The organism is Pseudomonas putida, assembly GCF_002741075.1.
Classification (GTDB): Bacteria; Pseudomonadota; Gammaproteobacteria; order Pseudomonadales; family Pseudomonadaceae; genus Aquipseudomonas; species Aquipseudomonas putida_T.
Genome location: NZ_CP016634.1, coordinates 598,262 through 611,640, shown reverse-complemented (window position 1 = coordinate 611,640; position 13,379 = coordinate 598,262). Strand labels below are relative to the sequence as shown.

Below are 13,379 nucleotides of genomic sequence, written 5' to 3'. Positions count from 1 at the left end.
GGTGCCCTGGCGCTTCATGCGAAAACTCCTGGCAGGCGCTCTGGCGCTGGTGATGATCGCCGCCCTCTGCGGCTATGGCTTCTGGACGATGCAGCGCCCGGAAGGCCACTACCTTTCCGATTTGCGTATCGAACTGGCGCTCAACCAGGGTATACCGGGTGAACACGGCAACCTGCTGGGTATCGAACCTGTGCTCTACCCAGGCGATTACCAGAACCTGCAACGCCTGCACCGCAAGCTTTCAGCCTACCTGGAGCAGGCCCGCGCCCAAGGCCTGGTCGGCCCGCGTACGGTAGTGGTGCTGCCGGAGCACATCGGCACCTGGCTCTGGGCCCGTGGTGAAAAAAACGAGTTGTACCAGGTCACCCAGCGCCACGAGGCCTGGCAGTGGCTGGAGGTAAGCAACCCACTGCGCTATGGCCTGGCCATGCTCACCGCCACGGGTGACGATCGCCGCTCCGACGCCCACCTGCGGATGAAAGCCGAACAGATGGCCAGCGACTACCAGCAACTGTTCGGTGGACTGGCCAAGGAGTTCGGCGTGACGCTGGTGGCCGGCTCCATCGTCCTGCCCGCGCCCTACCTGGACCACGGCGTACTGCGCCCTGGCAGCGGCCCGTTGTTCAACAGCAGCCTGGTGTTCGGCGGCGACGGCTCGGTACTGGGCCAACCCCAACGGCAGCAGTATCCAGACAGCGAAGTGCGTCGCTATGTCCACCATGGCCGCAAGTTCCCTCTGCAGGTCATCCAGACCCCGGCTGGCCGCCTGGGCGTGCTGGTGGGCAGCGACAGCTGGTATCCGGAAAACTACCGCCAACTGGCGCAGCAATCGGTGGATATGATCGCCAACCCTGTTTTCCTCAGCGGCAAGGACACCTGGAACACGCCTTGGCGTGGCAACCGCCACCAGGACGCGACGGCCGAATTGCCACTGCGGCGTGGCGAAGTCAGCGAACAGACGGCCTGGCAGCAGCTGACCCTGACAGCCAACAGCACCACCCCCAGCCTGAGCGTTTTCCTGCGCGGCCAGTTCTGGGAACAAGGCAGCGATGGCCAGGGCTTTGCCAATCAGGCAGGTACGCACCTGGCCGGCAGCCCCAGCAAGGGCGCTCGCCTGCTCAATCTCTGGTTGTAATCCCATGACCCGGCCTCGCGTACGCCTGGGCGAACTCTCGGTAGGCTTCGTCCAGCCACTGGGTGAGGCGCTCCAACAGCTGGGGCACGACCCTGCCCCACTCCTGGGCCGCTACGGTTTGGACGATACGCGCCTGGCCGAGGCCGGCGCGCGATTGTCGATTCCGCGCTACATGCACTTGGGTCATGCCGCAATCGAGCTGTGCGGCGAGCCGGCCTTGGGCCTGCACATGGGCCGCCTGAGCCGCCTGGCCCAGGCAGGCCTGGCGGGCGTCACCGCCGCCCAAGCCCCGACGCTCGGCGAGGCCGCGCGCGTCCTGCTGCACTTCGAGCCATTGTATGCCGCCAATTATCGAGGCCAGTCGAGCTTCCTGGAGGACGCCCATGGCGCCTGGCTGCGCTTCTACTCGATCAGCCCCTACAACGCCTACAACCGCTTCGTGGTCGACTCGCTGCTGGCCGGCTGGCTAGCCCAGCTCTCGCACCTGGCAGGCCACCCGGTACAGGCCGAGCGCATGGAGATCGAGTTCCAAGCCCCCAGCTATGCAGCCCAATACCAAGCGCTGAGTGCAACCTCGGTGCAGTTCGGAGCATCCAGCAACCAATTACGCCTGGATCGCGCCACCCTCGACTTGCCCAACCGCCAACATTGCCCCAGCACCTGGCAGCACCTGTTGCAGCTGTGCGAAGCGGAACTGGCCCAACGTACCCGCGTGCGCAGCTTGGGCGAACGCATCACCCATCTGCTCGGCCCATTGCTCAATGGTGGCCAGGAACCGGATCTCGAAGCCGTGGCGCGCCACCTGCAACTGCCCACCTGGACCCTGCGTCGCAAGCTGGCCGAGGAAGGCACACGGTTTCGCAATCTGCTCAATGACACACGCCGCGACCTCGCCGAAACCTACATCCGCGATACGGAGCTGGCCTTCGGAGAAATTGCTTATCTATTGGGATTTGCGTCGGCAGAGGCCTTCCAGCGCGCATTCAAGCGCTGGACCGGCCTGACACCGGGGGAGTTTCGCCGCAATCGGCGGCGGGTGGGCTAGGGTCTGTGTGAAAAGCTAGAGCTCGGTGGCGTCGTCCGCCGGCTCCGTAGGATCCAGCTCGTAGGCCTGGTACTCGAGCAACTCTTCCTGATAGTCATCCATTGGCGTGCCTTCTCTTCTCATTCATCTGCCGGGTCATGCCGTCACGCTAAGCAGGCGGCGTGAACATTTCATGACACCCTGATGAAGGATAAACGTAGCAGGCAATCAGGAAGTTAGGTAACTAAAGGCTCCCAAGGCGCACTCACGGCGCCTTATCTGGCCACAAGCGAACCACAAAGGCTGCCAGCTTACAGGGGGGCAGGAGCCGCCTCGGTCACTGGCACCGCCTGTTGCACCTGAATCGGTGCAGGCTCGGCGGGCGGGGCGACAGGCTGCGAGCCCTGGCTATCATCGACCACGGGCGCCGCCGGCACTTCACTGGCAGGAGCCGTGATGGCCGCAGGCGCTTCGACTGCGAGCGGGGCGGCTACCGGAGCAGGGGCCGGTACGGATTCAGGGGCCGAAGTGGGTGCACTGGCTGCCAGTGGCGCGGACACGGGCTGTGCCGAAGCCTGCTCTGGCAAGCCCAAATCGGCAGCTGGCTTTTCTGGCTTGGGCGCCTCGACCTTGGGCTGGGCTTTTTTCACCTTTTTAGGCTTTGGCAGGTAACTTTCGACCAAGGCGAAATAGCGTTCGTAGAACTGCGGTGCGGTGACGGTCTCGCTGGCCACCTTGACCATGGAGTCGTCGGTCGAACCGATAGGCATGGACACCGAGCCCAGGACACCGACGCCAAGGCTGGCGGAGGTGTTGGACTTCTTCAGCGCATAACGGTCCTGCAAGGCGTTGGCGAACATGGTAGAGCGCTGCTCATCACCGCTGTCCGGGACGCAGGTGATGTTGAAGCTGATCTGCAGGTGGTTCTCGGCGTTCTGCTGGAAGCTCTTGTTACCCGCGATCTGGTTGGCACCGCTGCTGGTGATGATGTAACCCTGGCTGAGCAGCGCGCGCCGGGCCGCCTCGCACGAGCCGGCTTCGCTGACCGGGAAGCTGCGCGAAAAGGTGCCCGAGTCGTCGAAGTTCTCGTGCTCGTAGATCGCAGGCTTCTTCGAGGAGCAACCGGATACGCCCGCCAGCACAAGGGCTAGCCCGAGCGCACCGAAGACGGAGGTTCTGGACATCATGGGTTCCGGGGTAGGACAAACTGCGCCTATTGTGCAACACATGGCCAATCACTGAAACCGCGTTGCACGCTTGGCTGGGCAAAATTCATATAACCGACCAATAGGCTCGCTTGAATGACGCGGGCCCGGAAAGCAAAAAAGCGACCCTAAGGTCGCTTTCTTGTTGCTCCGAGGTGTTCATGGGACCTCGAAGCGAAGATGGCGCAGCGGACGGGACTCGAACCCGCGACCCCCGGCGTGACAGGCCGGTATTCTAACCGACTGAACTACCGCTGCGTATCGCTCAGGCTCACGCCTGATTGAAACTGGGATCTGTCCTTTCGAGTAGTGCTCGAAAGGCAGGCACAAAAAAAGCGACACGCTGATCGCTTTGTTTGTTGCTTCGAGGTGTTCATGGGACCTCGAAACGAAGATGGCGCAGCGGACGGGACTCGAACCCGCGACCCCCGGCGTGACAGGCCGGTATTCTAACCGACTGAACTACCGCTGCGTATCGTTCAGGCTCTCGCCTGATTGAAACTGGGATCGGCCTGAAGTGCTCTTGGCCTTCAGACCCCAGACCGGTGAAAACACCCATCTGAAGAAAAAGTGGCGCAGCGGACGGGACTCGAACCCGCGACCCCCGGCGTGACAGGCCGGTATTCTAACCGACTGAACTACCGCTGCGCATATGGACTTGCGTCCGGTTCCTCTCAATTAGGAAGCTTCTTTCGAAGTCTCCTGGGTCAGGAACGTCTCAGGAAGTGGTGGGTGATGACGGGATCGAACCGCCGACCCTCTGCTTGTAAGGCAGATGCTCTCCCGGCTGAGCTAATCACCCTCGCTGTGTTGCTTGGTGCGTTTGCTTCGCTGAGGCCGCGAAATTTACGCAGGTACCGAACCTAAGTCAATAGCCCCATTGGATTTTTTTTCAAAAAGGGCAAAAAAGCTGCGCGTTACGAGCGACAAGGGAACGCCTGCCGCTTGTAGTACACGGTCCTGCCCTACAAACAACGAAGGGACCTCACGGTCCCCTCTTGCAGCTTATGACGAATAGCGTGCCGCTCAGGTGTAGATCATCTTGCGGCTCATGCCGCCATCGACCACGAATTCCTGGCCGGTGACGAACCCCGCCTGGCGCGACAGTAGCCACGCCACCAGCGCCGCGACATCCTCCACCGTCCCCACCCTGCCCGCCGGATGCTGGGCATGGTCGGCCTCGGTCAGCGGTTCGGCACGACGCTGGGAAGGATCCCGGGCGTCGATCCAGCCAGGGCTGACCGCATTGACGCGAATCTCCGGCCCAAGACTCATGGCCAATGCATGGGTCAGCGCCAACAGGCCACCCTTGCTCGCTGCGTAAGCCTCGGAGTCCGGCTCTGACTGTCGGGCACGGGTGGAGGTCAGATTGACGATGGCCCCGCCATGGGCGCGCAGATAAGGCGCACAGTGCTTGGCCAACAGCATCGGCCCATTCAGGTTGACCGCCAGTACCCTGCTCCACTGAGCCAGCGACAGGCTCTCGAGGGTCTGGTTGTGTGGATTGGCGATGGCGGCATTGCATACCAAGGCATCCAGGCGACCGAACTGCGCCAGTACCTCGGAAACGCCAGCGCTGACCTGTGCCTCGTCGGCGACATCCATGGATACGAACCAGGCATTGTCGCCCAAGGCCTTGGCCACCTTCGAACCCCGCGCGCGGTCCAGGTCGCTGAGCACCACCTGCCAGCCCTCGCAGATCAGCCAGGCGGCGATGCCCAGGCCGATGCCGCGAGCGGCACCGGTGACCAGGGCTACCCGACCATTGTGGTCCGGCTCACCGCCCTTCCAGTCGATCACAGCGCCGCCAGACCGCGGGCCAGGTCGGCTTGTAGGTCAGCCACATCTTCCAGGCCGACAGCGACACGAATCAGGCTGTCGCGGATGCCCGCTGCTTCACGTTCCTGCGGCGTAAGACGCCCGTGGGAGGTAGTCGCAGGGTGGGCGATGGTGGTCTTGCTGTCACCCAGGTTGGTGGTGATGGAGATCACCCGGGTCGCATCGATGAAGCGCCAGGCGCCCTCTTTGCCGCCCTTGACCTCGAAGCTGACCACCGCGCCGAAGCCACTCATCTGGCGCTTGGCCAGTTCGTGTTGCGGATGACTCGTCAGGCCGGCGTAGTGAACCTTCTCCACGCCCTCTTGCTTCTCCAGCCACTCGGCCAGCGCCTGGGCGCTCTCGCAGTGGGCGCGCATACGCAGCTTGAGCGTTTCCAGGCCTTTGGTGAAGATCCAGGCGTTGAAGGGGCTGAGCGTTGGGCCAGCGGTACGCAGAAAACCCACCACTTCTTTCATCTGCTCGCTGCGTCCGGCCACCACGCCACCCATGCAACGGCCCTGGCCATCGATGAACTTGGTCGCGGAGTGGAACACGATGTCGGCGCCGAGCTTGAGCGGCTGCTGCAATGCAGGGGTACTGAAACAGTTGTCCACGACCAGCATCGCGCCACGGGCGTGGGCAATCTCGGCCAGTGCAGCGATATCGACCAGTTCAGCCAGCGGGTTGGACGGCGACTCGACGATCAACAGCTTGGTGTTGGCCTTGATGGCCTTTTCCCAACCGTTGAGGTCGACCAGCGGCACGTAATCCACCTGCACGCCGAAACGCTTGAAGTACTTCTCGAACAGGCTGATGGTCGAGCCGAACACACTCTGCGACACCAGGACATGGTCACCGGCACTGCACAGGGACATCACCACGGCCAGGATCGCCGCCATGCCGGTGGAGGTGCCCACAGCCTGCTCGGCACCTTCCATGGCCGCCAGACGTTCCTCGAAGGCGCGCACGGACGGGTTGGTGTAACGCGAATAGACATTACCGGGCGTTTCGCCAGCAAACCGCGCAGCCGCGTCGGCGGCGGTGCGGAAGACATAGCTGGACGTCAGGAACAGCGCTTCGCTGTGTTCGGCTTCCGGTGTACGGTTCTGACCGGCGCGCACCGCCAGGGTGTCGAAACCGACACCCTCGAGGTCACTGTCCAGTCGACCGGCATCCCATTGATCGGTCATGCCGTCGCTCCCAAATCAGTTGTTGTAGAGGTCGATGATCGCGCTGACAGCCTGATTTTTGACCTTGGCCAGATCGTTGCGCTGCTGCTCGATACGCTCAAGGTAGGCTTCGTCGATGTCGCCGGTGACGTATTCACCATTGAACACCGCGCAATCGAAATGCTCGATCTTGATCTTGCCGCCACCGACCGATTCGATCAGGTCAGGCAGGTCCTGGTAGACCAGCCAGTCGGCGCCGATCAACTCGGCCACCTGTTCGGTGGTACGGTTGTGGGCGATCAATTCGTGAGCGCTCGGCATGTCGATGCCGTAGACGTTGGGGTAGCGCACCGCGGGGGCCGCGGAGCAGAAGTAGACATTCTTGGCGCCGGCTTCGCGGGCCATCTGGATGATCTGCTTGCAGGTGGTGCCACGCACGATGGAATCGTCCACCAGCATCACGTTCTTGCCGCGGAATTCCAACTCGATGGCGTTGAGCTTCTGGCGCACCGATTTCTTGCGTGCAGCCTGGCCGGGCATGATGAAGGTGCGGCCGATGTAACGGTTCTTGACGAAACCTTCGCGGAACTTCACGCCCAGGTGGTTGGCCAGCTCCAGGGCAGCGGTACGGCTGGTGTCCGGGATCGGGATGACCACATCGATGTCGTGGTCAGGGCGCTCGCGCTGGATCTTCTCGGCCAGCTTTTCACCCATGCGCAGACGCGCCTTGTACACCGAGACGCCGTCCATGATCGAGTCCGGACGCGCCAGGTAGACGTGCTCGAAGATGCACGGCTGAAGCTTCGGATCGTTGGCGCACTGTTTGGTGAACAGCTGGCCTTCCTCGGTGATGTACACCGCTTCGCCCGGCGCCAGGTCACGGATCAGGGTGAAGCCAAGCACGTCCAGGGCGACGCTTTCGGAGGCGATCATGTACTCGACGCCCTCGTCGGTATGACGCTGGCCGAATACGACCGGACGGATACCGTTGGGGTCACGGAAGCCGACGATGCCGTAGCCTGTGATCATCGCAACCACGGCGTAGCCACCCACACAGCGGCTGTGCACGTGGGAGACCGCGGCGAACACGTCGTCCTCGGTCGGCTGCAGCTTGCCGCGCACGGCCAGCTCATGGGCGAACACGTTCAGCAGCACTTCCGAGTCGGAGTTGGTGTTGACATGGCGCAGATCCGATTCGTAGATCTCCTTGGCCAACTGCTCGACGTTGGTCAGGTTACCGTTGTGCGCCAGGGTGATGCCATAAGGCGAGTTGACGTAGAACGGTTGCGCCTCGGCCGAGGTGGAGCTGCCCGCAGTCGGGTAACGGACATGGCCAATGCCCATGTGGCCAACCAGGCGCTGCATGTGGCGCTGCTGGAAAACATCACGCACCAGGCCGTTATCCTTGCGCAGGAACAACCGGCCGTCGTGGCTGGTCACGATACCGGCAGCGTCCTGGCCGCGGTGCTGGAGCACGGTTAGCGCGTCATACAGCGCCTGATTGACGTTCGACTTACCGACGATACCGACGATGCCACACATGCGACGCAACCCCTACTTTGATGAAACTTGATTGAAAAGCGCTCAAGGCCTGGTGGGCCCGAGCAACTGTTCCTTGAACGGAAGATCAGCCGGTGCGCTGATCCCACTGGACATCCATTGACCGGTGAACCCCAGGATCAGGTTCTTGGACCAGTCCGCGACCAATAGAAACTGTGGTATCAGGCGAGACTCCTGCCACCACGGATCCTGTTGCACAGGCCCCAGGCTCAACAGCCCGATGGCCACCACCACCAGCAAGGCCCCGCGCGCGGCCCCGAAGGCCATGCCGAGGAAACGATCGGTGCCGGACAGCCCGGTCACGCGGATCAGCTCACCGATGAGGAAGTTGATCATTGCCCCCACCAGCAAGGTGGCGACGAAAAGAATGGCGCAGCCGGCGATGATGCGCGCCGAAGGCGTCTGGATATAGCTTTCAAGATACTGCGAAAGGGAGCCGCCGAACATCCAGGCAACCGCACCGGCAATGATCCAGATGAGCAGAGACAAGGCTTCCTTGACGAAGCCGCGCTTGAGACTGATCAGTGAGGAAATGGCGATGATCGCGATGATCGCCCAATCGACCCAGGTAAATGCCACGGTGTTGCCTGCCGACGTTTGAGGCGGCGCATTTTACCAGAGCGGCGGGTTTGGGGTAAGCGGAATGTCAGCCCATTGCGCCCGCATTGCGCCCTCCCGCGACACAAGGCCCACAGAGAGCGATCTACCCCCTGAGGCCATCAAAACGCGGGGCCGGCATAAGCCGCGCGCCCCGCTCCAGATCAATTGCGCTCTGGCTGGAAGCGCACCACGAACCCCTTGAGGTTGTGCTGGCGGTTGATCACATCCCGCAGACGCTCGGCCTCGGTCCGTTCGATCAGTGGCCCGACGTAGACGCGGTTCATACCATCGGCAGAACGAATGTAGGCGTTGTAGCCCTGGCTACGCAGGGTTTTCTGCAGGTTATCGGCGCCCGCCCGATTGGAAAGGCTGGCCAATTGGATCGACCAGCTCACCGGCAAACCATTGACGTCGACCTTGGACGGTGCAGCCGGCTTGGGGGCGCTGGCTGCGGGCGCGGACGCGGCTGCAGCCGGGCGAGTCTCGACCTTCTGTGTTGGTGCAGGCGCAGGTTTGGGCGCCGGCGCCTGGACGGGGGCTGGTGCGATCGGCTGGCTCGGCGTGGTCATCGGCGCGCTGGATTCATTGACCACCACAGGTGGCTGCTCCGCCACCGGCGCCGACACTTCGGGCAGTGGCTGGGGCTCAGGCACCTGCACAGGCTCGACCTGAACCTGCGGCAGGCTCGGCATGGCGGGCGCCTCGGGCGCCTCGACACGCACTTGGCGCATCTCGTCTTCGCGGGTGAACAGCATCGGCAGGAATATAACCGCCAGCGCCACCAGCACCAACGCACCCACCATGCGCTGCTTAATCCCTTTATCCAGCACTGCCATCTACTCCTCCGGAGCTTGCCGCTCTAGCCATTCCAGGGCTTGGCCAACACAGAAAAACGAACCGAACAGCAGGATTTGATCATCCGCTGTCGCCTGCGCACATTGCCCCTCAAGGGCGGCATCGACGCTGGCATAAGACTTCACCGTCGCGCCGACGTTCGTCAAGGCTGCCGCCAGCTCTGCCGCTGGGCGGCTGCGTGGTGTTTCCAGCGGCGCCACTGCCCATTCGTCGACCACCCCCGCGAGCGGTGCGATCACACCCTCCAGGTCCTTGTCGGCGAGCAGGCCGAACACCGCCAGGCGACGCCCCTTGACGGGGCGCGCGGCCAAACGGGCGGCCAGGTACTCGGCGGCATGGGGGTTGTGCCCCACATCCAGCAACAGCTCCAGACGCCGGCCTTGCCAGCGCACCGCGCGACGATCCAAACGACCGGTCACCTGGGTATCGAGCAATGCCTGACGAATCTGCCCAGCCTCCCACGGCAGCCCCATCAATAGATAGGCCTGCAGCGCCAGGGCGGCGTTCTCCATCGGCAGGTCGAGCAGCGGCAGGTCATGCAGCTCCACACTGCTGCCGTCGCCCCGAGTGCCACGCCACTGCCAGTGTCGATCGGTGGTTGCCTGATCGAAATCGCGGCCGCGCAAAAGGAACGGGCAAGCCAGTTCCCGCGCCTTGTCCAGCAACGGCTGGGGTGGGTTGAGATCTCCACACAGGGCAGGCTTGCCCTGGCGGAAGATCCCCGCCTTCTCGAAAGCGACGGATTCGCGGGTATCACCCAGGTAATCGGCATGATCGACACCGATGCTGGTGACCAGCGCCAGGTCCGCATCAATCAGATTGACGGCATCCAGGCGCCCTCCCAGGCCAACCTCGAGCACCACGGCATCCAGCGCGGACTGCTGGAACAGCCAGAACGCCGCGAGCGTGCCCATCTCGAAATAGGTCAGGGAGATCTCGCCACGGGCCGCCTCTACCGCGGCGAACGCTTCGCAGAGGCGCTCATCGCTGGCGTCGGCACCGTCGATGCGCACCCGCTCGTTGTAACGCAACAGGTGCGGCGAGCTGTACACACCGACCTTCAGCCCCTGCGCCCGGAGCAAGGATGCCACGAACGCACAGGTCGAGCCTTTGCCGTTGGTACCGGTAACCGTCACCACCCGAGGCGCCAGCTTGCCCAGGCCGAGCCGTGTCGCCACCTGTTGAGAACGCTCCAGCCCCATGTCGATGGCCGAAGGGTGCAACTGCTCGAGGTAGGCGAGCCAGTCGCCCAGCGTGCGAGTGCTCATCACGCGACGGCAGCCGCCTCGAGGGCTTGCGCCGGGGTGGCTTGGCCGGTCATCTGGGCCAGCAGACGTGCCAGGCGCGGACGCAGCTCGCCACGGGAGATGATCAGGTCGATGGCACCGTGCTCGAGCAGGAATTCACTGCGCTGGAAACCTTCCGGCAGCTTCTCGCGCACGGTCTGCTCGATCACGCGCGGGCCGGCGAAGCCGATCAGCGCCTTCGGCTCACCGACGATGACGTCACCAAGCATTGCCAGACTTGCGGAAACGCCGCCGTAGACTGGGTCGGTCAGTACCGAGATGAACGGAATGCCTTCTTCACGCAGGCGAGCCAGAACGGCCGAGGTCTTGGCCATCTGCATCAGCGAGATCAGGGCCTCTTGCATGCGTGCGCCGCCCGAAGCCGAGAAGCAGACCATCGGGCAGCGGTTCTCCAGGGCATAGTTGGCGGCGCGCACGAAGCGCTCACCGACGATCGCGCCCATGGAGCCCCCCATGAAGGAGAACTCGAAGGCACTGACCACGATCGGCATGCCCATCAAGGTGCCGCTCATGGAGATCAGCGCGTCCTTCTCGCCGGTCTGCTTCTGGGCAGCGGTCAGGCGATCCTTGTACTTCTTGCCGTCACGGAACTTCAGACGATCCACTGGCTCCAGATCGGCACCCAGCTCGGCACGGCCCTCGGGATCGAGGAAGATATCGATGCGCGCACGCGCGCCGATGCGCATATGGTGGTTGCACTTGGGGCAGACATCCAGGGTCTTTTCCAGCTCCGGACGATACAGCACGGACTCGCACGCCGGGCACTTGTGCCACAGGCCTTCAGGCACCGAGCTCTTCTTCACCTCGGAACGCATGATCGAAGGGATCAGTTTGTCGACTAACCAGTTGCTCATGCTTTCTTTCTCCAGTATCGGTGGGCGGGGGCCGGTCTGGCCGGCCATGCCCTGCCCTTGAGCTCATGTTCTTCAATGAAACGATGATGGCCCGGTCCGGGGCCCGCGTTGAGCGGGGCCGACCTGGCGGTCAGGCCATCGTCAATCTGTCATGCCGGCGAACCACACCAACCACCCAAGGGGTGGGCTTGGCAGCACCGGGCTGCGAAAGCTATGGACGATGCCGCGCGGGCAGCCGTCACATCCAACGTCACGCCTGTTTCACCGCACGCATGAAGGCTTCGATCTTCGCCGCATCCTTGATGCCCTTGGCTTGCTCCACCCCGCCGCTGACATCCACGGCATAAGGCCGTACCTGGGCGATGGCCTGACCGACGTTGCCCGCAGACAGGCCGCCAGCCAGGATGATCGGTTTGCTCAGCGAAGCAGGCACCAGCGACCAGTCGAAGGCCTCGCCAGTACCACCCGGCACACCGGGCACGTAGGTATCCAGGAGAATGCCACGGGCCCCTGCATACAGCTGACAGGCCGACTCCAGCTCATCGCCGGGACGTACCCGCAGCGCCTTGATCCAGGGCCGATGGTAACCCTCACAGTCGGCCGGGGTTTCGTCGCCGTGGAACTGTAGCAGGTCCAGCGGCACCGCCTCGAGAATCTCGTTGAGTTCGCACCGCGATGCATTGACGAACAGGCCTACCGTAGTCACAAACGGCGGCAGCTCGGCGATGATCGCCCGCGCCTGGCGCACATCCACCGCACGCGGACTCTTGGCATAAAAGACCAACCCGATGGCATCGGCACCGGCTTCGGCAGCAGCCAGGGCGTCCTCGATGCGGGTAATCCCGCAGATCTTGCTGCGAACGTTGCTCATGGACGGCGAACCTTGAGTGCTCGGTTAAAAGCCGGATGGTAGCAAATGACGTTTCACCCGTCAGTCTGCCAGCGCTTCGTAACCGGTGAGAAAGTGTGGACCGATGTAACGTTGCGGCAAGGCGAAGACCTCGGGGTACTCCACCTGCACCAGGTATAGGCCGTAGGGGTGGGCGGTGACGCCGCCTTCGCGACGATTGCGCCCTTCCAGCACTTCGCGTGCCCATGTCACCGGGCGTTCGCCTGCACCGATGGTCATCAGCACACCGGCGATGTTGCGCACCATGTGATGAAGGAACGCGGTGGCGCGAACGTCCAGGACGATCATCTTGCCGTGGCGGGTGACGCGCAGGTGGTAGATATGCTTGATCGGCGACTTGGCCTGACACTGGCTGGCACGGAACGCGCTGAAATCATGGGTCCCGAGCAGGAACTGGGCCGCCTCGGCCATACGCTCGACGTCCAGCGGCCTGTGGTTCCAGGTGACCTCCTCGGCCAAATGCGCGGGGCGGATCGGGTCGTTGTAGATGACATAACGATAGCGCCGCGCCATGGCCTTGAAACGGGCATGGAAATCCGCTGGCATCGGACGCGCCCAAGTGACGCTGATGTCGTTGGGCAGATTGAAGTTGGTGCCCATGGTCCAGGCTCGCTCATCGCGCACCGCCCGGGTGTCGAAGTGAACGATCTGGCCGCAGCCATGGACGCCGGCGTCGGTGCGACCGGCACAGATCACCGAGATCGGCTCGTTGGCCACCGTCGACAGCGCCTGCTCCAGTGCCTGCTGGACGCTTGGCACACCACTGGCCTGGCGCTGCCAGCCACGGTAGCGCGAGCCTTTGTATTCCACGCCCAGGGCGATGCGGGAGTAACCTTCGGCCGCCGATTCGGCTGCCGCGATGTCGTTGATGTCCAAGAACGTGAAACCTGTGGGTGGAACGAAAGACGGGCATTATAACGGCAACGGCAGCCACGAGGGCTG

The 13,379-nt window shown here is 63.2% G+C and carries 11 protein-coding genes, 4 tRNA genes and 1 pseudogene; 2 read left to right on the top strand and 14 right to left on the bottom strand.

The window, feature by feature from the left end; translation table 11 throughout:
- The first annotated feature begins 16 nt into the window (after positions 1–16).
- Entirely contained in the window at positions 17–1,135 is a 1,119-nt protein-coding gene (locus tag IEC33019_RS03305; RefSeq protein ID WP_070092551.1) for a carbon-nitrogen hydrolase family protein, read from the top strand.
- A gap of 4 nt (positions 1,136–1,139) precedes the next feature.
- Positions 1,140–2,180: an AraC family transcriptional regulator gene (locus tag IEC33019_RS03300; RefSeq protein ID WP_070092548.1), complete on the top strand. Its 1,041-nt coding sequence runs from the start codon at positions 1,140–1,142 to the stop codon at positions 2,178–2,180.
- Between the two features lie 290 nt (positions 2,181–2,470).
- Here the strand turns inward: IEC33019_RS03300 and IEC33019_RS03295 are convergent, their stop codons facing one another.
- From IEC33019_RS03295 to truA, 14 genes and pseudogenes are all read right to left on the bottom strand, one after another.
- Positions 2,471–3,343 carry a DUF2242 domain-containing protein gene (locus IEC33019_RS03295; RefSeq protein ID WP_070092549.1) on the bottom strand — a complete coding sequence of 291 codons (873 nt, stop codon included), beginning with the start codon at positions 3,341–3,343 and terminating at the stop codon, positions 2,471–2,473.
- 202 nt (positions 3,344–3,545) lie between these two features.
- A tRNA-Asp gene (locus tag IEC33019_RS03290) sits at positions 3,546–3,622 on the bottom strand.
- A gap of 137 nt (positions 3,623–3,759) precedes the next feature.
- Positions 3,760–3,836 (bottom strand) — tRNA-Asp (locus IEC33019_RS03285).
- Positions 3,837–3,935: 99 nt separating this feature from the next.
- Positions 3,936–4,012: transfer RNA gene (locus IEC33019_RS03280), tRNA-Asp, on the bottom strand.
- Positions 4,013–4,090: 78 nt separating this feature from the next.
- A tRNA-Val gene (locus tag IEC33019_RS03275) sits at positions 4,091–4,166 on the bottom strand.
- Between the two features lie 224 nt (positions 4,167–4,390).
- Positions 4,391–5,164 (bottom strand): SDR family oxidoreductase, encoded by a 774-nt coding sequence (locus tag IEC33019_RS03270; RefSeq protein WP_070092552.1) that lies wholly within the window; start codon positions 5,162–5,164, stop codon positions 4,391–4,393.
- Positions 5,161–6,372: an O-succinylhomoserine sulfhydrylase gene (locus IEC33019_RS03265; protein WP_070092553.1), complete on the bottom strand. Its 1,212-nt coding sequence runs from the start codon at positions 6,370–6,372 to the stop codon at positions 5,161–5,163. Before IEC33019_RS03265 ends, IEC33019_RS03270 begins: the two co-directional genes overlap by 4 nt.
- A 15-nt stretch (positions 6,373–6,387) precedes the next feature.
- A complete protein-coding gene (gene purF / locus IEC33019_RS03260) occupies positions 6,388–7,893 on the bottom strand; it encodes an amidophosphoribosyltransferase (protein WP_070092554.1) in 1,506 nt (501 codons plus the stop codon).
- 42 nt (positions 7,894–7,935) lie between these two features.
- Positions 7,936–8,490 (bottom strand): CvpA family protein, encoded by a 555-nt coding sequence (locus IEC33019_RS03255; protein ID WP_043206819.1) that lies wholly within the window; start codon positions 8,488–8,490, stop codon positions 7,936–7,938.
- A gap of 182 nt (positions 8,491–8,672) precedes the next feature.
- Positions 8,673–9,347, bottom strand: a complete 675-nt coding sequence (locus tag IEC33019_RS03250) for an SPOR domain-containing protein (RefSeq protein WP_099593033.1) — start codon at positions 9,345–9,347, stop codon at positions 8,673–8,675.
- Positions 9,331–10,634, bottom strand: a pseudogene (gene folC, locus IEC33019_RS03245) (bifunctional tetrahydrofolate synthase/dihydrofolate synthase). Before folC ends, IEC33019_RS03250 begins: the two are co-directional and overlap by 17 nt.
- Positions 10,634–11,527 (bottom strand): acetyl-CoA carboxylase, carboxyltransferase subunit beta, encoded by an 894-nt coding sequence (gene accD / locus IEC33019_RS03240; RefSeq protein WP_043206823.1) that lies wholly within the window; start codon positions 11,525–11,527, stop codon positions 10,634–10,636. Before accD ends, folC begins: the two are co-directional and overlap by 1 nt.
- A 250-nt stretch (positions 11,528–11,777) precedes the next feature.
- Positions 11,778–12,398, bottom strand: coding sequence for a phosphoribosylanthranilate isomerase (locus tag IEC33019_RS03235; protein ID WP_070092556.1), 621 nt, complete (start codon positions 12,396–12,398; stop codon positions 11,778–11,780).
- 60 nt (positions 12,399–12,458) lie between these two features.
- Positions 12,459–13,313 (bottom strand): tRNA pseudouridine(38-40) synthase TruA, encoded by an 855-nt coding sequence (truA, locus tag IEC33019_RS03230; protein WP_070092557.1) that lies wholly within the window; start codon positions 13,311–13,313, stop codon positions 12,459–12,461.
- Between the last annotated feature and the right edge of the window lie 66 nt (positions 13,314–13,379).